Source organism: Bradyrhizobium sp. AZCC 1578 (assembly GCF_036924675.1).
Lineage (GTDB): Bacteria > Pseudomonadota > Alphaproteobacteria > Rhizobiales > Xanthobacteraceae > Bradyrhizobium.
In genome coordinates, this window is sequence record NZ_JAZHRZ010000001.1 from 4,619,740 (window position 1) to 4,640,657 (window position 20,918).

Here is a 20,918-nt window from a genome sequence, read left to right on the forward strand (position 1 = left end):
AATATTATGATCCTCATACCAGGGAGGGCGTCATGCCTGAGGCATATATCTACGATCACGTTCGCACCCCGCGCGGCCGCGGCAAGCCCGATGGCGCGCTGCACGAGGTCACGGCGCTGGCGCTCGCCACCGTGCCGCTGCAGGCGCTGAAGGAACGCAACAACCTCGCTGAAGACGTCGTTGACGACGTTATCCTCGGCGTGGTCGATCCGGTCGGCGAAGCCGGCAGCGACATCGCGCGCTTCGCGGCGCTGAAGGCGGGCCTCGGCGAAAGCGTCCCCGGCGTGCAGATCAGCCGGTTCTGCGCCTCCGGCCTCGACGCCGTGAACTTTGCTGCCGCCCAGATCATGGCCGGCCAGCATCAACTCGTGATCGGCGGCGGCGCCGAATCGATGAGCCGCGTCGGCATCGGTGCGTCCGGCGGCGCCTGGCCGATGGACCCGTCGATGGCGGTGCCGTCCTACTTCATGCCGCAGGGCGTCTCGGCCGATCTGATCGCCACCAAATACGGTTTTTCGCGCGACGACGTCGACGCCTATGCCGTGCAGAGCCAGCAACGCGCCGCCAAGGCCTGGGACGAGGGTCGCTTCACCAAGTCCGTGGTTCCGGTGAAGGACGTCAACGGCCTGACCATCCTTGCCAAGGATGAGCATATGCGGCCCACGACGACGATGCAGTCGCTGGCGCAACTGCAGCCGTCGTTCACCGTCGTCGGGCAGATGGGCGGCTTCGATGCGGTCGCGATCCAGTCGCACCCCGAAATCGAGCGCGTCAATTACGTCCACCATGCCGGTAACTCTTCCGGCATCGTCGATGGCGCCGGCGCGGTGCTGCTCGGCAGCAAGGAAGCGGGTGCCAAGCACGGCCTGAAGCCGCGCGCAAAAATCCGTGCCTTCGCCAACATCGGATCGGAGCCCGCGATGATGCTGACCGGCCCGGTCGACGTCACCGAAAAGCTGTTCGAGCGTTCCGGCATGAAGAAGTCGGACATCGACCTGTTCGAGCTCAACGAGGCCTTTGCTTCCGTCGTGTTGCGTTACATGCAGGCGTTCGAGATTGACAATTCGAAGATCAACGTCAATGGCGGCGCGATCGCGCTCGGCCATCCGCTAGGCGCAACGGGCGCCATGATCCTCGGCACCGTACTCGACGAGTTGGAGCGCACCAACAAATCGACTGCGTTGGTGACGTTGTGCATCGGCGGCGGCATGGGGACCGCTACGATCATCGAACGGGTGTAACTGCGGTAGGCTGGGCAAAGCGAAGCGTGCCCACCATGGAATTCTCCACAAGCGATGGTGGGCACGGCGCAAGTGCGCCTTTGCCCGCTCTACGAGATCACAGACACAACCGCCGCGCCTGACATCGGCTGCCGGCACCGAGGGAGCAACGACATGGCCTTCAAGAATTTCAAGCTAGAGACCGACGCCGACGGCATTGCGCTCGTCACCTGGGACATTCCGGGACGTTCGATGAACGTACTCGATGAAACCTCGACCACCGAGCTCGAGGAGATCCTGAAACAGACCACGGCGGACGCCGCCGTAAAGGGCGTCGTCATCACCTCCGCTAAGGAAGCGTTCTGCGCCGGTGCCGATCTTTCCATGCTCGAGGGCATGAACAAGGAATACGCGAAAGTCTTCAAGGAAAAGGGCGAGGTTGCCGCCAACCAGATGCTGTTCGACCAGAGCCGGCGCTTCTCGCTGGTGCTGCGCGGCATCGAAACCTGCGGCAAGCCGTGGGCGGCCGCGATCAACGGGCTGGCGCTCGGCGGCGGTTTTGAGGTGACGCTGTCCTGCCACTACCGTGTTGCGGCCGAAAATCCCAAGACCCGCCTCGGCCTCCCCGAGGTGAAGGTCGGCCTATTCCCCGGTGCCGGCGGCACCCAGCGCGTGCCGCGCCTGGTGCCGCCGCAGGACGCCATGACGATCCTGCTTAAGGGCGACCCGGTCACCGTGGAGAAGGCCAAGTCGCTGAACCTGATCCACGCCATCGTGCCGGCTTCCGACCTGATCAAGGCGGCGAAGGACTGGATCAAGGGCGGCGGCAAGGCGGTCGCGCCCTGGGACGAGAAGGGCTTCAAGCTGCCGGGCGGACCGGTGTTCTCCAAGGCCGGCATGATGATGTTCCCGGCGGGGAATGCGATCTACCGCCGCGAGACCTACGACAATTATCCGGCGGCGCGCGCCATCATGAGCTGCGTCTATGAGGGCCTGCAGTTGCCGATCGACGCCGCGCTCCGCGTCGAGTCGCGCTACTTCACGCAAGTGCTGCGCTCCAAGGAAGCCGCCGCGATGATCCGCAGCCTGTTCCTGTCGATGCAGGAACTGAACAAGGGCGCGCGGCGGCCTGCGAACGTGCCGCCAACCAAGGTGAAGAAGATCGCCGTGATCGGCGCCGGCTTCATGGGCGCCAGCGTTGGCTACGTCTCGGCCCGCGCTGGCCTCGACGTCGTCCTAATCGACCGCGACCAGGAAAGCGCCGACAAGGGCAAGGCGCATGCGCAGAAGGTGATCGACGAGCAAATCGCCAAGGGCCGCGCCAAGGCAGGCGATCGCGACGCGCTGCTGGCGCGCATCACACCATCAGCGGATTACGCCGCGCTCGGGGATTGCGACCTCGTCATCGAGGCGGTGTTCGAGGACCGCAAGGTCAAGGCGGAAACCTTCGCCAAGGCGCAGCAATATCTCAAGCCTGACGCGATCTTCGCGTCCAACACCTCGACGCTGCCGATCACCTCGCTGGCCGAAAGCTTTAAGGAGCAGGGCAAGTTCATCGGTATCCATTTCTTCTCGCCGGTCGAGAAGATGATGCTGGTTGAGATCATTCTCGGCAAGAACACCGGCGATGTCGCGCTCGCCGCCGCGCTCGACTATGTGCGGGTGATCGGCAAGACGCCGATCGTCGTAAATGATTCCCGTGGCTTCTACGCCAACCGTTGCGTCGGCCGTTACATCGCCGAAGGCAACGAGATGTTCCTCGAAGGCGTGCCGCCGGCGATGATCGAGAACTGCGCCAAGATGGCCGGCATGCCGGTCGGTCCGCTGTCGCTGTCGGATGAAGTAGCTCTCGACCTCGGGCTGAAGGTCATCAAGGCGACCGAGGCCGATCTCGGCCCCAACGCCATCAACCCCGACCAGAAGAAGCTGATGGTGGAGTTGGTCGAGAAGCAGGGCCGCCTGGGGCGCAAGAATGCCAAGGGCTTTTACGATTACCCCGAAAAGGGCAAGGGCCAGAAGAGCCTGTGGCCGGGACTATCTGCGCTGCAGCCGAAACAGCTCGACCCCGACACAATCGATGTAGAGGAACTGAAGCAGCGCTTCCTGGTGGTGCAGGCGGTGGAGGCCGCGCGCACGGTGGAGGACCACGTCATCACCGACCCGCGCGAGGCCGATGTCGGCTCGATCTTGGGCTTCGGCTTCGCGCCATTCACCGGCGGCACGCTGTCCTATATCGACTTCATGGGCACGCGGAAGTTTGTCGAGCTCTGCCACAAGCTGGAGGCCAAATACGGCTCGCGCTTCACCCCGCCGAAACTCCTCGAAGATATGGCGGCGAGCGGCGAGACCTTCTACGGCCGCTTCCCGCCGAAGAAGCAGGCGGCGTAAGGGGCAGCGACAGCGTCATTGCGAGGAGCAAAGCGACGAAGCAATCCATCTATCCGTTATGCCGCGATATGGATTGCTTCGCTGCGCTCGCAATGACGGAAAGAAAAAGGGCCGGATCGTCGATCCGGCCCTTGTCCGTTGTCTCTGTCGAACGTTCACGCCGCCTTCAGCAGCCCTTCCTTGGTCATCGCCTCCTGCACCTTCGGGCGCGCAGCGATGCGGGCCTTGTAGGCGAGAAGGTTCGGCATGGCTGAAAGGTCGAATTTCAACCGGTCAGTCGCCCACATCAGCATGGTGAACAGATAGCCGTCGGCCACGGTGAATTGCTTGCCCATCAGGTAGTCGCGCCCGGCGAGCGCCGTTTCCAGGTACTTGAACTTGCCCATGGCGCGGTCCTTGAAAAACGCCTTGGCGTCGTCGGCGAGCAGAGGTGAGAACATCGGTCCGAGATTCTTGTGCAGCTCGGTCGTGATGTAGTTCAGCCATTCCAGCAGCTTGTAGCGCTCGTCCGAATCGCGGGGCGGCGCCAGGTTCTTGCCCGCCTTGTCGGCGATCATCTGGACGATAATCGGCCCTTCGGTGACCAGTTCGCCCGAATCGAGGGCGAGGGCCGGCACCTGGCCCTTCGGGTTGACCTTCAAAAAGTCGTCACCATTCTCCAGCTTCTTGGCACGCAGGTCGACCTTGACCAGGTCGTAGGGCAGACCGGCCTCGAGAAGCGCGATATGGGGGGATAGCGAACAGGCGCCCGGGGAATAATACAGTTTCATTGGATTTTTCCTTCCCTCGATATTATTGGCGGGATGACTAAATGCATTTGCATGGAATAGTCAAGATTGATGCAGATGCATTTAGTGCGGTACAGTGATGTGTGACAGATACGGATTGGGCTATGAAACGCAAACCATCGACCGAGGCGACCGCCGCCTGGATCCGCCTGATGCGGGTGCAGAGCCGGGTGCTCGATGCCGTCGAACAGGATTTGAAGAAGGCGGGCTTTCCGCCGCTCGCCTGGTATGATGCGCTATTGGAACTGTCGCGCGCCCCGTCCGGCGAGATGCGCCCGGTAGAGCTGGAAAAGCAGATGCTGATCCCGCAATATTCCACCTCGCGGCTGATCGACCGCCTGGTGGACGAGGGCCTGGCGGCACGGCGCGAATGCAAGATCGACAAGCGCGGCCAGTTCGTGGAGATCACCGAAGCCGGGCGCGAGTTGCAGAAGAAGATGTGGGGCGCCTATTCGGCGGCGATCGAAAAGCACGTCGGCTCCAAACTGTCCGATGCCGACGCCATGAAGCTTTGCGGTCTGCTCGACCGGCTGGGTTGTTCGTGCTCCGACGTCAAGGCGGCCGCTGCCCGCGACGGCGTGCCGGCGCGATGACATCTTTGATACGTTTCGTTGGTGCGGACGTTGCTGCCCGCACCCCTTCAGCCACACGGCGCGTTCGGTCGAATCGCCAGATATCCGGATTTTTTCATGGCGCGTGACCAGATCGATATGACGCCGCTGCAATCGCGTGACGAACTCGTCGCGTGGTTCGAGGCCGGCATCAAACAGCCGTCCGAGTTTCGCATCGGCACCGAGCATGAGAAGACCCCGTTCACGCTGGAGGGCCGCCAGCCTGTGCCGTATGAAGGCGCGCGCGGCATCGGGGCGCTGCTCGAAGGCATGCAGCTCTTGCTCGGCTGGGAGCCGATCATGGAGAACGGCAACATCATCGGGCTGTATGACGTCACTGGGGGCGGCGCGATCTCACTGGAGCCGGGCGGGCAGTTCGAATTGTCGGGCGCCCCGCTCGAGAACGTGCACCAGACCCAGTCCGAGCTGATGGCGCACCTGGCGCAGGTCCGCGAGATCGCGACGCCGTTGGGCATCGGCTTCCTCGGGCTTGGCATGACGCCGTCCTGGTCGCGGTCGCAGATCCCGATGATGCCCAAGGGCCGCTACAAGATCATGACCAACTACATGCCGAAGGTCGGCCAGTACGGCATCGACATGATGTACCGGACCTGTACGGTGCAGACCAATCTCGACTTCTCCTCCGAAGCCGACATGGTCAAGAAGCTGCGGGTGTCGATCGCGCTGCAGCCGGTGGCAACCGCTTTGTTTGCCAATTCGCCGTTCACCGAGGGCAAGCCCAACGGCTTCCTGTCGTTTCGCTCCGAGATCTGGCGCGACACGGATAACGCGCGCGCCGGCATGTTGCCGTGGGTATTCGAGGACGGCATGGGATTCGAGCGCTGGGTCGACTACGCGCTCGATGTGCCCATGTACTTCGTCAAACGCGGCGAGACCTATATCGATGTCGCCGGCTCGTCGTTCCGCGCCTTCTTCGAGGGCCGCAACAACTCGCTGCCCGGCGAGCGCCCGACGATATCAGATTGGGCCAATCATCTGTCGACGATCTTCCCGGAAGTCCGCCTGAAGCGTTATCTGGAAATGCGCGGCGCCGATGGCGTGCCGTGGGGTCGCCTGCCGGCGCTGCCGGCGTTCTGGGTCGGCCTGTTGTACGACAATGACAGCCTCGACGCGGCCTGGGACCTGGTCAGCCACTGGACCGCCGCGGAGCGTCAGGCGTTGCGCGACGACGTCCCGCGCTTCGGCTTCAAGGCCAGGATCAAGGACCGCTATCTGTTCGAGATGGCCAAGGAATGCCTGAAGCTGTCGCATGCGGGCTTGCGGCGGCGCAACCGCGTCGACCACTCCGGCCGCGACGAGAGCCGCCACCTTGAACCGCTGGAGCGCATCCTCGAAGCGGGCCGCACGCCGGCGGAAGAGATGCTGGATAAATTCAACGGCGATTGGGGTGGCTCCGTGGAGCCGGTCTATCAGGAATACGCGTTCTGATTAAACGGGTTGCCTGGTCTTCGGGCCGTTCATCCGCCGTACAGGTTGATGACGCTCAAATGACGGCCGATCCAGCATGATCCGAACGACCGCCTGCCGGTCTTTCGAAAAAATCATGCTGAATCAATGGGCTGAGGGCGGGACGACTTTTCGAGGAAAGTCATCCCGCGCTGACAACGCGCGCATTCGAAAGCAACCGCAGATGGAGACTGGTCGCCTGCTCAGGGCGTGTATGGTGGCGCTCGCCTTTTTGGCGGCGGCCGTATGCACGCGCCCGGCGCTGGCGCAGGCCAATTTCGACCGTCCCGGCGGCGATTATCTCAGCGCTCCCGTGACCTCGGGCGATCCGGCGGAATGCGCGCTGATCTGTGAGCGCGATCGGCGCTGCCGCGCCTGGAGCTTTAATTATCCGACCGGCTTGATCAAGGGCGCGGTCTGCTGGCTGAAGGGCAGCGTGCCGCCCCGAATCAAGAGCGGCGATTGCTGCGTTTCCGGCGTGCGCGGCGCCGGCGTGGTCGAGCGCCGCAATGATAGCGTTGAAACCTCAATCGACCGCGTCGGCGGCGATTACAAGAATTTCGATCTCAAGGACGGCGACGGCGATGACGTCTGCAAGGCAGCCTGCGCCGCCGACAACAAATGCCGCGCCTGGACCTACGCGCGCCCCGGCTACGCCGGCAAGGACGCCCATTGCTTCCTGAAGAAGGACATCAAGCCGCCGCGAAGGAAGGCGGGGTTTACCTCAGGCGTGGTGCGGTAGCGGCCTTGTACGGGATAGAGGCGAGGACCTCTCAACATGTCGCCCCTGCGAACGCAGGGGCCCATACACCGCGGCCCGCGCAAAGGGCACAAGGGGCGACGGCTGCGCTTCGACAATGTAGGCTGGTGGTTATGGGTCCCTGCGTTCGCAGGGACGACGATGATTGTTATGGTGCATTCGTCGGCAGTACCGTGAACTCCGGCCACAGCGCCTTCCATCGCTCAGCTTTTGCCGCGTAATTCGCAGCAGAGAAATTTGGTCCCGGGTTGGGCCGCGCGATCATCCCAGCGGCATCATCAAAACCATTCGGCGCGTAAACCTCATAGCCATCCCGCGTGCGCCGGATTCCGATCTGGGTGTTCTTGGTCAGGAAGCGGTCGATGCCATCGGTCGAGCAACGCAACGGCGGGTAGGGCAGGCCATGTTTCTCCGGGTACCAGAGGTGCACGCGCGCCTGGTTGCGCGCCTCGACCGCGATGCCGCGGCTTGAAAAGCGCCGCGTCAGCGTGCGGATGACGGCATCCTCGGCTTCCCAGGACGTATCGGGATCGAAATAGAACACGTCGTAATCGTTGATGCCGTAATCGACCGCGCGCTTGGTCAGCACGTTCCACACCGTCTGCACCAGGCAGCCGGAGACCAGCCACGCGTCCGGCAGCGATAGCCGAAACAGTTCCTCGGTGATGATTTCGTTGATGGGATTTTGTAATGCGGCGGTGAGGAATTGGTCTCTATCCATAGGCACGCCGCCGTAAGGTGGGCAAAGCCAACGGGTCGCGCGAATGCGCGCCCGATGACAGGCTCCGCGTGCCCATCATGTCCAATGTTGCGAGCGAGATGGTGGGCACGGCGAAGTGCACCTTTGCCCACCCTACAAATTCCCGTCGAATTCCTTCACCGCCTTCTTCGACGCCAAACTGCGCCAGTGTCGCCGCAGGAACGGCTCGACGATGGCGCGGCTGGCCTTCGACAGGCGGATCAGCACCATCGGATAATCGCGGTAGTGACCGGTGAAGTAAAATACCCTCGGCTGGCTTTCCACCAGTATCTCGCGCTCATCCCTTGGCACGCCCGGCATCACCAGGCTGTCGCCGTCCTCCTTCAGCCGCACGAGCATCTTCTTGCGCACTTTCAAGGCCGGCGTGCCGTAGGAAGTGCCGTCCTCGACCTCCGGCCAGGCCAGCGCGATTTTTCGGACGTCGTCGAAGGTCATGCGCGGCCGGCTACGTCCTCAATGCACGGACGTAAAAAACCGCGCCAGCCGGAAACCCGACAGCCAGGTCCATACCGGCTGGTTACGGATGCCGAGATCCCAGGAGCCGACCACGGCATCGGCGCGGCCGATCAGATTGTCGATCGGCAACAATCCCACGCCGCCGTCGCGCACGGAGACGCGGCTGTCGGCGGAATTGTCCCTGTTGTCGCCGAGCACGAACAGTTTGCCCGGCGGCACGATGACCTCGGGCGTGTTGTCGAGCCTTCCATTGTCGCGCATCTTGAAGATGGCATGGCTGACGCCGTTCGGCAGCGTCTCGACGAAGCGATAGGCCCGTTCGGTATTGCCGCGATCGTCTTCGGCCTGCGCCAGGCCGTCCGGCTCCAACGTCGCGGCATGGTCGTTGATGAAGAGCTGGCCCTGCCGCAACTGGATGCGGTCGCCCGGCAATCCGACCACGCGCTTGACCCAGGCCTGCGAGCGGTCGCCCGGCCAGCGGAACACGACGACGTCGCCGCGCTTGGGTGTTTCGCCGAACAGGCGGCCGGTCTCGGGTAGCGTGATCTGGATCGGCAGCGACGCCGCGCCATAGCCGTAAGGATATTTCGAGGCGAGTAGCGCATCGCCGATCAGAAGCGTCGGCTCCATCGAGCCGGACGGCACGTAAAACGGCTCGGCCAGCGCGCCCTTGGCGATGAAGACGACGGCAACGATCGCCGCCAGTTGCACCGCCTGGGCGCGCCAACTCGCTACCTTGCTAAGAGAGGCGTCCTTTTGATCACCTACCAGTTTCTCGTCGCTCACTAGCCCGTACCTCCGACCGTGATCCTTTCCATCCGCAGCGTCGGCTGGCCGACGCCGACCGGCACGCCCTGGCCGTTCTTGCCGCAGGTGCCGATGCCGGTATCGAGCGCCAGATCGTTGCCGACCATGGTGATGCGGTGCAGGTCGGTCGGCCCGTTGCCGATCAGCATTGCGCCCTTCAAGGGCGCGCCGAGCTTGCCGTTCTCGATCTTGTAGGCCTCGGTGCACTGGAACACATACTTGCCCGAGGTGATGTCGACCTGGCCGCCGCCGAAATTCGCGGCATAAACGCCCTTCTTCACCGAAGCGATGATCTCTGCCGGATCGCGATCACCGGCCAGCATATAGGTGTTGGTCATGCGCGGCATCGGCACATGGGCGTAGCTCTGACGACGGCCGTTGCCGGTCGGCTTCATGTTCATCAGCCGCGCGTTCTGGCGGTCCTGCATGTAGCCGACCAGAATGCCGTCTTCGATCAGCACGGTGCGGTTGGTCGGCGTGCCCTCGTCGTCAATTGAAAGAGAACCGCGCCGCGACGCGATGGTGCCGTCGTCGACGACGGTGACGCCTTTGGCCGCGACCTGCTTGCCCATCAGTCCTGCGAAAGCCGACGTCTGCTTGCGGTTGAAGTCGCCTTCGAGGCCATGACCGACCGCTTCATGCAGCATCACGCCGGGCCAGCCGGCGCCCAGCACCACGTCCATTTCGCCAGCGGGTGCAGGCACCGATTCCAGATTGACCAGCGCCTCGCGGATGGCGCCGTCGGCAGCCTCGCGCCACGCCTTGGTTTCGATGAAGCGTGCATAGCCCTCGCGGCCGCCATAGCCCTTGCTGCCGCTTTCCTGCCGGTCGCCTTGTCCGGCGACCACGGAAATATTCACGCGCACCAATGGGCGGATGTCGCGATAGCTCTCGCCGTCGGGCCGCAAAATTTCCACCACCTGCCAGGTGGCGCCCAGGCTGATGGAAGCCTGCCGCACCCGCGGATCCTTGTCGCGAACATAGGCGTCGATCTCTGCCAGCAGCTTGACCTTGGCTTCGAACCCCGGCGCATCCAAAGGATTCTCGTCGCCATAAAGCCGAACGTTGGTATGCGCGGGAGCAGCGGCAAAATTGCCGCTGTAGCCGCCGCGCACCGCGGCGACCGCGTCCGCCGCGCGGATCAGCGCCGGCAGCGATACGTCGGAGGAATGCGCATAGCCGACCGCGTCGTCCTTCACCGCGCGCAGGCCAAATCCCTGCGAGGTGTCGTAGGTCGCCTGCTTCAGCCGGCCATTATCGAAGCCGAGCGCTTCGGTCTGGCCGTATTCCAGAAACAGCTCGCCGTCGTCAGCGCCCAAAAGCCCCCGCGTGATCTCGCGTCTGACGGCATCGCGGTCGAGATTGGCGCGGTCGAGCAGGGAGGTGGTGGCGAGATTGGTCATGCAGGCTCCGATGCGAATGTTTGCTGTCGTCCCCGCGAATGCGGGGACCCATAACCACAAGCGCCGATTCTAAGCGCAGACGTCCGGCGAGTTCACATTACAACGCGGACATCTGTGGTTATGGGTCCCTGCGTTCGCAGGGACGACGATCACGGAAGATAGTCATGACCGCAGCAAAAGGGGAGGGTTCCTCACAGCCCTTTGTCATGCGCTTTGCCGGCCGCATTCGCGGCCTCCGAATCGGACTCCAGCCTGCCGTGCGCATTGGCCCAGCGGGACAGTTCGTCGAATACCGGCTTCAGGTCCTTCGCTGCCGGCGTCATTTCGTATTCGACCCGCGGCGGCACTTCGGGGAACACGGTGCGCTTCACCAGGCCTTCGTTTTCGAGATCGCGCAGTTGCGTGGTCAGCATGTGCTGCGTCACGTCGGGAATGGCGCGCCGCAATTCGCCGAACCGGCGCTTGCCGCCGACCAACTGCCAGAGGATTTCGCCCTTCCACTTGCCGGAAAGCACGCGAAGGGCGCGCTGAAGCTGCGGCGCTGCGGGGCATTCGGACGGTGCGGGCTCATTGGTCTGCTTTTTCATACTACCCCAGAAAAATCATCCTACTTGTCAATTTCATCTTAGTGCCGAATTTTGATTTTGAAAGCCTTGGGCACCTTAAGTCTTGGGCGCCTTAAGCCTTAGGCACCTTAAGTCTTGGACACCTGGGGACCGTTTCTCAAACTTTCTGGAGTTTTCGATGTCGGACGTTGCTGTGCCTGCCGGGCGCCGTTGGACCCATGTTGGCGTGTGGATTGTCAGAGGATTGCTGGCGCTGGCGTTTCTGGGGGCCGGGGGCGTCAAGCTCTACGGCGTGCCGATGATGGTGGACGAGTTTCACCACATTGGGCTCGGTCAATGGTTTCGCTATTTGACCGGCAGTCTCGAGGTCATCGGGGCAATCCTGTTGCTGCTTCCACGAAAGGCCGGCTTCGGTGCGCTGCTGCTGATCTGCATCATGATCGGCGCCGTGATCACGCACCTGTTCGTCATCGGCGGATCGCCGGTGCCGGCAATTGTCCTGCTCTCGCTCAACGCGCTCGTGGCCTATTCGGAGCGTGAGGCGATTGCCTCTCTCGCCAAGGCGTTTTGAAGCAGCGACAATGCGCCTGCCTTTCCGCCGGGCAATCAAATGGGTCGGGCTGGCTCTGACCTTCATCGTGCCGCTGGTCGTGACGTTGTTGCTGACCGAGCCGGGCTCCGCTGTCTCGAAACCGGAGGCAAAGCGCGCATTGCCTCCGGTGCATCGGCTGGTGCTGCCGATCAATAGCGACGATCCAACCACGATGCGGGCCTTGATCTCGACCTCGCTCAACCTTCCGAAATATTATCAGGAGCGCAACGAGCCGTTTATGATCGAGGTCGTTGCCTACAATGCCGGCGTTCACATGTTTCGTGCCGACACCTCGCCGGTGAAGGACATGCTGCAGGTGGTAAGGGCGGTGAATCCGAACATCCGCTTCGTGGTCTGCGATGCGACGAAGCAGGGCATGCAGCGCAGCGAGGGCCGTCCGATCACGCTGATCGACAATGTCGATCTGGTGCCGAGCGGGCCCGGACGCATCATCGAATTGCAGGAAGCCGGTTGGTCCTACATCCGGTCATGACAAGCGGACACGCGCCATGACGCTACATCGCGGGCTAACACGCCGCACGGTCGTTGCAGGGCTGCTCGGGGCCGGCGCCTCGGTTGCGATCCCGGCCGCATCAACGCGCGCCCAGGCCGCTGGTCCGCCGCCATTCGCCACCTCCCGGCATCAGTTCATCCAGCTTCGTGGCGCGAGGCCTGTCCCGTCCGTGCCGATCCCGCGTCTCTCCGGCGGGGCGATCGATTTGACCTCCTTGAGAGGGAAGGTGGTGCTCGTCAATTTCTGGGCGACCTGGTGTCCGGCCTGCCGGACCGAACTGCCGATGCTGGACAGTCTGGCGGCGAGCGACCGTAGGGACTTCGCAGTGATCGCCGTGGCGACGGATCGCGACCGCTCGGTGGTTGCGCCTTTCGTAAAGGGGCTGAAGCTTCGGCGCCTTGCGATCGGGCTTGATCCGCAAGGACTTGTGGCAAGAGCCGGCGCAAGCGGCCAAGCCGACACGCCGTTCGCGCTCTATGGCATGCCCATTACCTTTTTGATCGGCATCACCGGGCGAGTCGAAGGCTATATCAGCGGTGAAGCAGACTGGCTTTCCATCGAGGCGCGCCGGCTGCTCGACTACTACGCCAGCGCCGGTTAAGTCGATCAGCCGAATCTTGGGGAGCTATCGGCTCGCCCCCTCACGGCAGCTTGTCATATCCTTCACCCAGCCCGTTCAGGCTGAGCGGAAACCCGATGCCCTCTTCGGGCGTCTCAAAGATAATAAAAGTCGCCGTCTTGGCGCCTCGGAGCTGGCCCAAGAGTTTTTCGTCCATCACCACCTCGGCGACACAGCCGTTCGGCAGGCAGCGGACAAACCCGGCGCGGCCGACGTCCTGGTTGTCGAGCTTGAGCCCAAGACCAGAGGGCAGCAGTACGCCGAGGGGGGCGACCACCCGCATCAGCTTGCTCTTCTGGTCGGCGGTTTTCAGCACGATCACGGTCAGGCCGGCGTTCGAGCGGTCCTCGGCGACCACGCTCTGGATCAGGGCGCATTGCTCGCCTTGGGCGCCGGGCGGGGTGTCGCAGCGGATTTGCCAGTCGCCATGCACCGACCTCACTGCCCCTTGTGCGCTCGCCGCCTGGGTCAGGCCGAGCAGGAAGTACACGGCGAGCAGCCCGCCGAGCCAGCGGGCCGGTTCCAAGCGATATCCTGCCTGATGTCGTCGCGCCCTATGTTTCGAACGCCCCATCCGGGTCGATCCTCTCACGATTTCCGGCAGCGCCGGCAGCACATATTTTGTAACTGGACTTACCCGGACTGATACGCAATGACGGCGCCTTGAAGGCAGTCCGGGAGCCAATCCGCGCCATCGAGGACCATCGGACCCAAGCGAATCAGGTCGCTCGGGAACGCCGTGACTGTGCCTACATCCGGCAATCGGCCTGTCAAGCGGTGCAGGCCTGCCAAACGGCAGGTTTTGCCTGATTTGTCAGGAAAATCCGACGTCCGGCGAATAGCAGGTGACGCATGGCTTTGCGCCCCACTACTGCATTGCGAGAGCCTTAGAATTATGGTTTGAGAGGCTGGATTTCGACGCGTTCTAACGATCTGGCCCGGGGTACTGCAGCAATACTGTTGCAGGTACTTTCGAAGATGTACTTCCAAAGTACCTCCGGTAGGCCGTTTGTGAGGGCGGATCGTGCGGCATTTCCGGCCATCCGGCCGAAATGCTTTGGGGATTATTTCTAAAGGAGCGCGAGCGGCATGAAGATGTCGAAGGGCCTGATGGGCCGGCGGTTGCTGGGGTTGGCGGTAACGGGCATGGCGCTCGTCTCCGGCGGGACGGCATTTGGGCAGCAGCCGAAGCCGTGGGAAATCACTCTGCAGGAAGCCGCGACCCCGGTGATGGAAAACATCATCAGCTTCCATAATTTGCTGCTGGTGATCATCACGCTGATCACCCTGTTCGTGCTGGCGCTGTTGGTCATCGTGGTGGTGAAGTTCAACGCCAGGGCCAATCCGGTCCCCTCCCGGACCACCCACCACACGCTGATCGAGGTGGCCTGGACGCTGATCCCGGTGCTGATCCTTGTCGGCATCGCGGTGCCGTCGTTCCGCCTCCTGTTCCAGCAGCTCGACGTTCCCAAGGCCGACCTGACCGTCAAGGTAACCGGCAAGCAGTGGTACTGGAGCTACGCCTACCCGGATAACGGCAAGTTCGAGTTCGACTCGCTGATGGCGCAGGACAAGCAGCCGCGCCTGCTCGGCGTCGACAACGAAATGGTGGTGCCGGTCAACAAGGTGATCCGGGTCCAGACCACCGGCGCCGACGTGATCCACGCGTTCGCGGTGCCCTCGTTCGGCATCAAGATCGACTCGATCCCCGGCCGTCTCAACGAGACCTGGTTCAAGGCGACCAAGACCGGCATGTATTACGGTCAGTGCTCGGAACTGTGCGGCAAGGATCACGCCTTCATGCCGATCGCGGTCAAGGTGGTCAGCGATCAGGAATTCGCCGAGTGGGTTGAGGCGGCGAAGAAGAAGTATGCGACCAACCCGGCGAACACCTACGCCTCGGCTGGTGGTCAGGTCGCGCAGTAAGGCGCGGGCCAAGGGACAAGCAAGGGACAAGGGCGACCGGACCTGAAAAGGTCCGAAAAGGGACTGCAAGGCAGGATTACAAAATGGCAACGACCGCAGCGACACACCACGATCACGCCCATGATGACCATGCGCATGCCAATCCGACCGGATGGCGGCGCTGGCTCTATTCGACGAACCATAAGGACATCGGCACGATGTACCTTATCTTCGCGATCTTCGCGGGCATCATCGGAGCTGCGATGTCGATCGCGATCCGCATCGAACTGATGTATCCCGGCGTCCAGTTCTTCCACGAATCCCACACCTACAATGTGTTCGTGACCTCGCACGGCCTGATCATGATCTTCTTCATGGTGATGCCGGCGATGATCGGCGGCTTCGGCAACTGGTTCGTGCCGCTGATGATCGGCGCGCCCGACATGGCGTTCCCGCGCATGAACAACATCTCGTTCTGGCTGTTGCCGGCCTCCTTCGCGCTGCTGTTGATGTCCACCTTCGTCGAGGGTGAGCCGGGCGCAAACGGTGTCGGCGCGGGCTGGACCATCTACGCGCCGCTGTCGACCTCGGGCCATCCGGGACCGGCGGTCGATTTCGCGATCCTGTCGCTGCATCTGGCCGGCGCCTCCTCGATTCTCGGCGCCATCAACTTCATCACCACGATCTTCAACATGCGCGCGCCGGGCATGACCCTGCACAAGATGCCGCTGTTCGTCTGGTCGATCCTGGTGACGGTGTTCCTGCTGTTGTTGTCGCTGCCGGTGCTCGCCGGCGCCATCACCATGCTGCTCACCGACCGTAATTTCGGCACCACCTTCTTCTCCGCCGACGGCGGCGGCGATCCGGTGCTGTTCCAGCATCTGTTCTGGTTCTTCGGCCATCCCGAAGTGTACATCCTGATCTTGCCCGGCTTCGGCATGATCAGCCAGATTGTCTCCACCTTCTCGCGCAAGCCCGTGTTCGGCTATCTCGGCATGGCCTACGCCATGGTCGCGATCGGCGGCATCGGCTTCGTGGTGTGGGCGCACCACATGTACACGGTCGGCATGTCCAGCGCGACGCAAGCCTATTTCGTCGCCGCCACCATGGTGATCGCGGTGCCGACCGGCGTGAAGATCTTCTCCTGGATCGCCACGATGTGGGGCGGCTCGATCGAATTCCGCACGCCGATGCTGTGGGCGATCGGCTTCATCTTCCTGTTCACGGTCGGCGGCGTCACCGGCGTCGTGCTGGCGAATGCCGGCGTCGATCGCGTGCTGCAGGATACCTATTACGTGGTCGCCCACTTCCACTACGTGCTGTCGCTGGGCGCGGTGTTCGCGATCTTCGCGGGCTGGTACTACTGGTTCCCGAAGATGTCCGGCTACATGTATTCGGAAACCATCGGCAAGCTGCACTTCTGGGTCACCTTCATCGGCGTCAACCTGGTGTTCTTCCCGCAGCACTTCCTCGGCCTGTCGGGCATGCCGCGCCGCTATGTCGACTATCCCGACGCGTTCGCGGGCTGGAACCTGGTGTCCTCGGTCGGCTCGTACATTTCGGGCTTCGGCGTGCTGATCTTCATCTACGGCGTGGTCGATGCCTTCATGAAGAAGCAGGCGGCTGCCAACAATCCGTGGGGGGCCGGCGCCACCACGCTGGAATGGACGCTGACGTCGCCGCCGCCTTTCCACCAGTTCGAAGTGCTGCCGCGCGTGCAGTAAACGGTTGTTCGCGGCGCGCCACGTTGCGCGCCGCGGCTTTAGTGAAGCGAGATAAATCTTGTCGGTAGTCGACCACAACGCCATCGATGCCCTGCCTCGGATTTCCGAGGCTGATGTCGGCGATTACCTCGCGCTGCTGAAGCCGCGGGTGATGTCGCTCGTGGTCTTCACCGCGCTGGTCGGTCTCTTCATCGCGCCCGGCCACGTCCATCCGGTCATCGCCTTCACCTCGATCCTGTGCATCGCGGTCGGGGCCGGCGCCTCGGGCGCGCTGAACATGGCCTATGAGGGCGACATCGACGCTTTGATGTCGCGTACCGCCAACCGGCCGATCCCGCGGGGACGCATCACGCAGGGCGAGGCCACGGCGTTCGGCCTGATCCTGTCGTTCTTCTCGGTGATGACGCTCGGCATCCTCGTCAACTGGCTCGCCGGCGCGCTGCTGGCGTTCACGATCTTCTTCTACGTGGTGATCTACACGATGTGGCTGAAGCGCTCGACCGCACAGAACATCGTGATCGGCGGTGCCGCCGGCGCGCTGCCGCCTGTCGTGGCATGGGCCGCGGCCACCGGCTCGCTGTCGATGGAGCCGCTGCTCCTGTTCCTCATCATCTTCTTCTGGACCCCGCCGCATTTCTGGGCGCTGGCGCTGTTCCGCAGCGACGACTATGCCCGCGCCGGGATTCCGATGCTGCCTGTCGTCGCTGGCCCCGACGCGACGCGGCTGCAGATACTGCTCTACACGATCGTGCTGGTCGCCATCGCCGCAGCGCCCTGGCCGCTCGGCTATTTCGATGCGGTTTACGGCGTCACTTCGTTGGCGCTCGGCGCCGGCATGATGTGGCTCGCCATCGAGGTCTATCGTCACCGCGAAGGCAAGCAGGCGAGCCGCGCCACCCGCCGGCTATTTGCCTTCTCGATCCTCTATCTGTTTGCGCTGTTTGCGACGCTCCTGCTCGAGGTCGTGATTCGCGCCGTCGCAGCTATGGTCGGGTAGGGGGCGCATGGAACGCTCATGGACGACAAGCGCAAGCCAGATGGAATCGTCCTCACCGAGGCGCAGAAGCGAAGCCGCCGTCAGCGCTCGATCGCCATTGCGCTCGCGCTCGGCGTCCTCGTCGTACTGTTTTTCGCGGTCACCATGGTCAAGGGGCCGGGCGTTCTCGTCCGTCCGTTGTGATTGAGATGCAGAACGAGCTGCAGATCAGCGAGGGCGGAGCGGAAGGCGAGAGAGTTGCCTCGCGCCGTACCTTGACGCGCGATGCGGCCGTTGCCTCGATCTGCGGCTTCGTCGTGGTGTTGATGGTCGGCGCGTCCTATGCCGCCGTGCCGTTCTATAACTGGTTCTGCCGCGCCACCGGCTTCAACGGCACCACCCAAGTTGCGACATCGGCGCCGTCAGACGCGCCGCTGCAGCGCAAGATCGCGGTGCGGTTCGACGCCAATGTCAGTCCCGGACTGCCCTGGAAATTCGTGCCCGAGCAGAACGAGATCGAAGTCCGCATCGGCGAGGTCGTCACCGTCTTCTATACCGTGACCAACCAGGCCGCGCGCGCCACCGCCGGCGTTGCCGCCTACAACGTCGCGCCGCTCAGCGTCGGCGCCTATTTCCAGAAGATCAACTGCTTCTGCTTCACCGAACAGACCATGGGCCCCGGCGAGAAGCGCGAGATGCCCGTGGTGTTCTATGTCGATCCAGCGCTGGCGAAAGACAGCGAGAACGATGGACTGAAGACGATTACGCTATCCTACACCTTCTATCCCGTGCGCGAACCGGCACAGAGGCCGCTTGCGGCCGGCGAAACGGATAAACGCAAGGGAAACCTGTAAGCTCGGAATTCCGTATCTGGCGGGATTTCGCGATTTGATTGTTGAGACGAACATGTGCCGAAGGGAACGGCACATCTAACGGAGAGAGACCGCAATGGCTACGGCGCACGCGAAGCACCACGACTACCACCTCGTCGATCCGAGCCCGTGGCCGGTCGTCGGCTCGATCTCGGCCTTCATCATGGCCGTGGGCGCGATCGCCTGGATGCATCACATGTTCGCCGCCGCCCCGATCATCTTCGGCGTCGGGACCATCGGCGTGCTCTATACCATGGCGAGCTGGTGGGGCGACGTGATCCGCGAAGCTCAGTACAAGGGCGACCACACCCGCGTGGTGCAGATCAGCCACCGCTACGGCATGATCCTGTTCATCGCCTCCGAGGTGATGTTCTTTGTCGCCTGGTTCTGGGCGTTCTTCAATTCTGCGCTGTTCCCTGCTGATGCGGTCCACGCCACCCGCGACGCGGTGTTCGGTTGCGGTCCGGGGACGGCTGCCGGTGCCTGCCCCGTGCCGGGCACCTGGCCGCCGAAGGGCATCGAGACTTTCGATCCCTGGCACCTGCCGCTGCTCAACACGCTGTTGCTGCTGACCTCGGGCACCACGGTGACCTGGGCGCACCACGCGTTGCTCGAGAACGACCGTCAGGGCCTGAAGTACGGCCTGATCCTCACCGTCGTGCTCGGCGCCTGCTTCACCGCCGTGCAGGCCTACGAATATGCCCACGCCACGTTCGCGTTCTCGGGCAACGTCTACGGCGCGACCTTCTTCATGGCGACCGGCTTCCACGGCTTCCACGTGCTGGTCGGCACTGTCTTCCTCTTGGTCTGCCTGTTCCGTGCCTATGCCGGCCACTTCACCTCCAAGCAGCACCTCGGCTTTGAATTCGCGGCCTGGTACTGGCACTTCGTCGACGTGGTTTGGTTGTTCCTGTTCGTCACCATCTACGTCTGGTTCCGCGGCGCGGGACCGGTGGCCGGGCACTGATGCAGGCTTGACGTGCTACAAAGGGGCGGTCGGAAGGACCGCCCCTCTTTGTTCGCGTGCCCCGGATGCTGCGCAGCGCGCCGCGCTTGCGGCGTGATGCGCTGCTGATCCGGGGCCCATCAACGGGTCCCGGCTCCGCGATGCGTCACTTGGTGCCGCATCGCGTCCGGGACACGAATACCCGCCGCCTCTCCCGCAAGAGGAGAGGGAAGGAATCGATGATCGATCAGACGCAACCCACACTAACCCAGAGCGCACTCCGCGGCCTCGCCTGTCGCTGCCCGCGTTGCGGCAAGGGCAAGCTCTATGCGGGCTTCCTCGACCTGCGCCCGAATTGCGAAGCTTGCGGCCTCGACTACGCCTTCATCGATTCTGGCGACGGTCCTGCGATCTTCATCATCATGATGGCGGGTGCCATCGTGGTCACCGCCGCCCTGATCGTCGAAGTCAAATATCAGCCGCCGTTCTGGCTGCATGCGGCGCTCTGGCTGCCGCTGATCGCAGCGACCACGCTGCTGCCGTTACGTTCGATGAAGTCGCTGCTGATCGCGCTGCAATTCCATCACAAGGCGGCGCCGGGCCGGCTGATCGACCGCGAGCCGAGATGACCGGCCTTTTGGTACGGCGGCGGCCGGTCGCCGGCTTTGCCGTCTTCACGCTGATCATGGTGGCGGTCTTCGCTGGCCTTGGCGTCTGGCAATTGCAGCGCCGGGTCGAGAAGCACGCGCTGATCGCCAGGTTGAACGAGCGGCTCGCGGCCGCGCCCGAGGCGCTGCCGGCGCAAACGCAATGGCATGCGCTGATGCCGGCCAAGGACGAATTCCGCCGCGTCAGCTTCACCGCGGTCTATGCGCGGCGGCCTGACGCGATGGTCTACAGCGCGGGCTCCGCAGTCCGCGACGATGTCTCCGGTCCCGGCACCTGGGCCTTCCTGCCGGCGCAACTCGCCGACGGGTCTATCATCGCGGTTAATGCCGGCTTCGTGCAGAACACGATGCAGGACCGCAACCAGCAGGATCGCGCGGTCGGTCGGCTCGTGACCGGCCAGCCCACGCAGCTCACCGGATACATCCGTTTTCCCGAAACCGCCGGCACGCTGACGCCGCCGGAGAGCGTGGCAAAACGGCTTTGGTTCACCCGCGATCATCTCGCGATGGCGCGCGCGCTCGGCTGGGGCGAGGGCGGCAAGGCCGTCGCGCCGTTCTATGTCGATCTGGAACAACCGGTGCCCGAGAGCGGCATTCCGAAGCCCGGGCCGCTCTCCGTGCACCTCAAGGACGATCACCTGCAATACGCCATCACCTGGTTCACGCTCGCCTTTGCAGTCGTCATCGCGTTCGGCGTGTGGTGGCGCGCGCAACGTCGCGCGTGAGACCCCGTATTCGTCCGGACTAGCCCAATGGAACCTTTGTTCCGCACAATCATTAGGTACCACGGTGAGTTCCGGAAGATAGGCCGTTCAGTGTCCATTCACGACGATCGCCATACTCCGTCACCCGCGTCAGCACTCGGGACAAGGTATG

Annotated in this window: 23 protein-coding genes; 16 read left to right on the forward strand and 7 right to left on the reverse strand. The window is 63.2% G+C overall.

Annotation, left to right across the window (positions count from 1 at the left end):
• Positions 1–32: 32 nt before the first annotated feature.
• Together V1290_RS22060 and V1290_RS22065 are read left to right on the forward strand one after the other, a co-directional pair.
• Positions 33–1,241 carry an acetyl-CoA C-acetyltransferase gene (locus tag V1290_RS22060; protein WP_334366351.1) on the forward strand — a complete coding sequence of 403 codons (1,209 nt, stop codon included), beginning with the start codon at positions 33–35 and terminating at the stop codon, positions 1,239–1,241.
• 153 nt (positions 1,242–1,394) lie between these two features.
• Entirely contained in the window at positions 1,395–3,608 is a 2,214-nt protein-coding gene (locus V1290_RS22065) for an FAD-dependent oxidoreductase (RefSeq protein WP_334366352.1), read from the forward strand.
• Between the two features lie 155 nt (positions 3,609–3,763).
• Here V1290_RS22065 and gstA read toward each other — a convergent pair whose 3' ends face one another.
• Positions 3,764–4,378 carry a glutathione transferase GstA gene (gene gstA / locus V1290_RS22070; RefSeq protein ID WP_334366353.1) on the reverse strand — a complete coding sequence of 205 codons (615 nt, stop codon included), beginning with the start codon at positions 4,376–4,378 and terminating at the stop codon, positions 3,764–3,766.
• A gap of 122 nt (positions 4,379–4,500) precedes the next feature.
• Here gstA and V1290_RS22075 point away from each other — a divergent pair, with 122 nt between their 5' ends.
• From V1290_RS22075 to V1290_RS22085, 3 genes are all read left to right on the forward strand, one after another.
• A complete protein-coding gene (locus tag V1290_RS22075; protein WP_028348008.1) occupies positions 4,501–4,989 on the forward strand; it encodes a MarR family winged helix-turn-helix transcriptional regulator in 489 nt (162 codons plus the stop codon).
• 96 nt (positions 4,990–5,085) lie between these two features.
• Positions 5,086–6,456 carry a glutamate--cysteine ligase gene (locus tag V1290_RS22080; RefSeq protein WP_334366354.1) on the forward strand — a complete coding sequence of 457 codons (1,371 nt, stop codon included), beginning with the start codon at positions 5,086–5,088 and terminating at the stop codon, positions 6,454–6,456.
• Positions 6,457–6,688: 232 nt separating this feature from the next.
• The gene (locus V1290_RS22085) at positions 6,689–7,216 is read left to right on the forward strand and encodes a PAN domain-containing protein (RefSeq protein ID WP_442893797.1); all 528 of its coding nucleotides are present in this window, start codon (positions 6,689–6,691) and stop codon (positions 7,214–7,216) included.
• A gap of 166 nt (positions 7,217–7,382) precedes the next feature.
• Here the strand turns inward: V1290_RS22085 and V1290_RS22090 are convergent, their stop codons facing one another.
• From V1290_RS22090 to V1290_RS22110, 5 genes are all read right to left on the reverse strand, one after another.
• On the reverse strand, positions 7,383–7,955 hold the full coding sequence (locus V1290_RS22090) for a nucleotidyltransferase family protein (RefSeq protein ID WP_334366356.1): 573 nt from the start codon (positions 7,953–7,955) through the stop codon (positions 7,383–7,385).
• Between the two features lie 132 nt (positions 7,956–8,087).
• The gene (locus V1290_RS22095) at positions 8,088–8,429 is read right to left on the reverse strand and encodes an MmcQ/YjbR family DNA-binding protein (protein ID WP_334366357.1); all 342 of its coding nucleotides are present in this window, start codon (positions 8,427–8,429) and stop codon (positions 8,088–8,090) included.
• An 18-nt stretch (positions 8,430–8,447) separates the two neighbouring features.
• A complete protein-coding gene (gene lepB / locus V1290_RS22100) occupies positions 8,448–9,221 on the reverse strand; it encodes a signal peptidase I (protein ID WP_442894136.1) in 774 nt (257 codons plus the stop codon).
• A gap of 14 nt (positions 9,222–9,235) precedes the next feature.
• Positions 9,236–10,660 (reverse strand): metalloprotease TldD, encoded by a 1,425-nt coding sequence (gene tldD / locus V1290_RS22105; protein WP_334366358.1) that lies wholly within the window; start codon positions 10,658–10,660, stop codon positions 9,236–9,238.
• 191 nt (positions 10,661–10,851) lie between these two features.
• Positions 10,852–11,247: a winged helix-turn-helix transcriptional regulator gene (locus tag V1290_RS22110; protein WP_334366359.1), complete on the reverse strand. Its 396-nt coding sequence runs from the start codon at positions 11,245–11,247 to the stop codon at positions 10,852–10,854.
• A 157-nt stretch (positions 11,248–11,404) separates the two neighbouring features.
• On the opposite strand from V1290_RS22110, the gene V1290_RS22115 reads away from it, so the two are divergent.
• From V1290_RS22115 to V1290_RS22125, 3 genes are read left to right on the forward strand one after another with little or no spacing between them, the layout of a single operon-like run.
• Complete coding sequence (locus V1290_RS22115) at positions 11,405–11,797, forward strand: DoxX family protein (protein ID WP_334366360.1); 393 nt, start codon at positions 11,405–11,407, stop codon at positions 11,795–11,797.
• Between the two features lie 10 nt (positions 11,798–11,807).
• A complete protein-coding gene (locus V1290_RS22120; RefSeq protein ID WP_334366361.1) occupies positions 11,808–12,311 on the forward strand; it encodes a DsrE family protein in 504 nt (167 codons plus the stop codon).
• Between the two features lie 16 nt (positions 12,312–12,327).
• Positions 12,328–12,933, forward strand: a complete 606-nt coding sequence (locus V1290_RS22125; RefSeq protein ID WP_334366362.1) for a TlpA family protein disulfide reductase — start codon at positions 12,328–12,330, stop codon at positions 12,931–12,933.
• A gap of 40 nt (positions 12,934–12,973) precedes the next feature.
• Here V1290_RS22125 and V1290_RS22130 read toward each other — a convergent pair whose 3' ends face one another.
• On the reverse strand, positions 12,974–13,525 hold the full coding sequence (locus V1290_RS22130) for an invasion associated locus B family protein (protein WP_334366363.1): 552 nt from the start codon (positions 13,523–13,525) through the stop codon (positions 12,974–12,976).
• Between the two features lie 515 nt (positions 13,526–14,040).
• Here V1290_RS22130 and coxB point away from each other — a divergent pair.
• The 8 genes from coxB (at position 14,041) to V1290_RS22170 (ending at position 20,767) form a co-directional block, all read left to right on the forward strand.
• A complete protein-coding gene (coxB, locus tag V1290_RS22135) occupies positions 14,041–14,877 on the forward strand; it encodes a cytochrome c oxidase subunit II (protein WP_334366364.1) in 837 nt (278 codons plus the stop codon).
• Between the two features lie 83 nt (positions 14,878–14,960).
• A complete protein-coding gene (gene ctaD, locus V1290_RS22140) occupies positions 14,961–16,580 on the forward strand; it encodes a cytochrome c oxidase subunit I (RefSeq protein WP_065743955.1) in 1,620 nt (539 codons plus the stop codon).
• Positions 16,581–16,638: 58 nt separating this feature from the next.
• Complete coding sequence (locus V1290_RS22145) at positions 16,639–17,577, forward strand: heme o synthase (RefSeq protein ID WP_334366365.1); 939 nt, start codon at positions 16,639–16,641, stop codon at positions 17,575–17,577.
• Positions 17,578–17,595: 18 nt separating this feature from the next.
• Positions 17,596–17,760 (forward strand): hypothetical protein, encoded by a 165-nt coding sequence (locus V1290_RS22150; protein WP_028348021.1) that lies wholly within the window; start codon positions 17,596–17,598, stop codon positions 17,758–17,760.
• Between the two features lie 5 nt (positions 17,761–17,765).
• Positions 17,766–18,410, forward strand: coding sequence for a cytochrome c oxidase assembly protein (locus tag V1290_RS22155; RefSeq protein WP_334366366.1), 645 nt, complete (start codon positions 17,766–17,768; stop codon positions 18,408–18,410).
• Between the two features lie 94 nt (positions 18,411–18,504).
• Entirely contained in the window at positions 18,505–19,395 is an 891-nt protein-coding gene (locus V1290_RS22160; RefSeq protein ID WP_334366367.1) for a cytochrome c oxidase subunit 3, read from the forward strand.
• A 218-nt stretch (positions 19,396–19,613) separates the two neighbouring features.
• Positions 19,614–20,003, forward strand: a complete 390-nt coding sequence (locus tag V1290_RS22165) for a DUF983 domain-containing protein (RefSeq protein WP_334366368.1) — start codon at positions 19,614–19,616, stop codon at positions 20,001–20,003.
• Positions 20,000–20,767 carry an SURF1 family protein gene (locus V1290_RS22170; protein ID WP_334366369.1) on the forward strand — a complete coding sequence of 256 codons (768 nt, stop codon included), beginning with the start codon at positions 20,000–20,002 and terminating at the stop codon, positions 20,765–20,767. The genes V1290_RS22165 and V1290_RS22170 overlap by 4 nt, the downstream gene beginning before the upstream one ends.
• Positions 20,768–20,918 lie beyond the last annotated feature (151 nt).

Bases quoted from the DNA above. Each gene is read 5' to 3' on its own strand.
- V1290_RS22130 (WP_334366363.1), bottom strand. From the start codon at position 13,525: ATGGGGCGTTCGAAACATAGGGCGCGACGACATCAGGCAGGATATCGC.
- V1290_RS22170 (WP_334366369.1), top strand. From the start codon at position 20,000: ATGACCGGCCTTTTGGTACGGCGGCGGCCGGTCGCCGGCTTTGCCGTC.
- V1290_RS22075 (WP_028348008.1), top strand. From the start codon at position 4,501: ATGAAACGCAAACCATCGACCGAGGCGACCGCCGCCTGGATCCGCCTG.
- V1290_RS22085 (WP_442893797.1), top strand. From the start codon at position 6,689: ATGGTGGCGCTCGCCTTTTTGGCGGCGGCCGTATGCACGCGCCCGGCG.
- ctaD (WP_065743955.1), top strand. From the start codon at position 14,961: ATGGCAACGACCGCAGCGACACACCACGATCACGCCCATGATGACCAT.
- V1290_RS22080 (WP_334366354.1), top strand. From the start codon at position 5,086: ATGGCGCGTGACCAGATCGATATGACGCCGCTGCAATCGCGTGACGAA.
- V1290_RS22110 (WP_334366359.1), bottom strand. From the start codon at position 11,247: ATGAAAAAGCAGACCAATGAGCCCGCACCGTCCGAATGCCCCGCAGCG.
- gstA (WP_334366353.1), bottom strand. From the start codon at position 4,378: ATGAAACTGTATTATTCCCCGGGCGCCTGTTCGCTATCCCCCCATATC.
- V1290_RS22150 (WP_028348021.1), top strand. From the start codon at position 17,596: ATGGACGACAAGCGCAAGCCAGATGGAATCGTCCTCACCGAGGCGCAG.
- V1290_RS22115 (WP_334366360.1), top strand. From the start codon at position 11,405: ATGTCGGACGTTGCTGTGCCTGCCGGGCGCCGTTGGACCCATGTTGGC.
- V1290_RS22165 (WP_334366368.1), top strand. From the start codon at position 19,614: ATGATCGATCAGACGCAACCCACACTAACCCAGAGCGCACTCCGCGGC.
- V1290_RS22160 (WP_334366367.1), top strand. From the start codon at position 18,505: ATGGCTACGGCGCACGCGAAGCACCACGACTACCACCTCGTCGATCCG.
- V1290_RS22125 (WP_334366362.1), top strand. From the start codon at position 12,328: ATGACGCTACATCGCGGGCTAACACGCCGCACGGTCGTTGCAGGGCTG.
- V1290_RS22060 (WP_334366351.1), top strand. From the start codon at position 33: ATGCCTGAGGCATATATCTACGATCACGTTCGCACCCCGCGCGGCCGC.
- V1290_RS22090 (WP_334366356.1), bottom strand. From the start codon at position 7,955: ATGGATAGAGACCAATTCCTCACCGCCGCATTACAAAATCCCATCAAC.
- tldD (WP_334366358.1), bottom strand. From the start codon at position 10,660: ATGACCAATCTCGCCACCACCTCCCTGCTCGACCGCGCCAATCTCGAC.
- V1290_RS22155 (WP_334366366.1), top strand. From the start codon at position 17,766: ATGCAGAACGAGCTGCAGATCAGCGAGGGCGGAGCGGAAGGCGAGAGA.
- V1290_RS22065 (WP_334366352.1), top strand. From the start codon at position 1,395: ATGGCCTTCAAGAATTTCAAGCTAGAGACCGACGCCGACGGCATTGCG.
- V1290_RS22120 (WP_334366361.1), top strand. From the start codon at position 11,808: ATGCGCCTGCCTTTCCGCCGGGCAATCAAATGGGTCGGGCTGGCTCTG.
- V1290_RS22095 (WP_334366357.1), bottom strand. From the start codon at position 8,429: ATGACCTTCGACGACGTCCGAAAAATCGCGCTGGCCTGGCCGGAGGTC.
- coxB (WP_334366364.1), top strand. From the start codon at position 14,041: ATGAAGATGTCGAAGGGCCTGATGGGCCGGCGGTTGCTGGGGTTGGCG.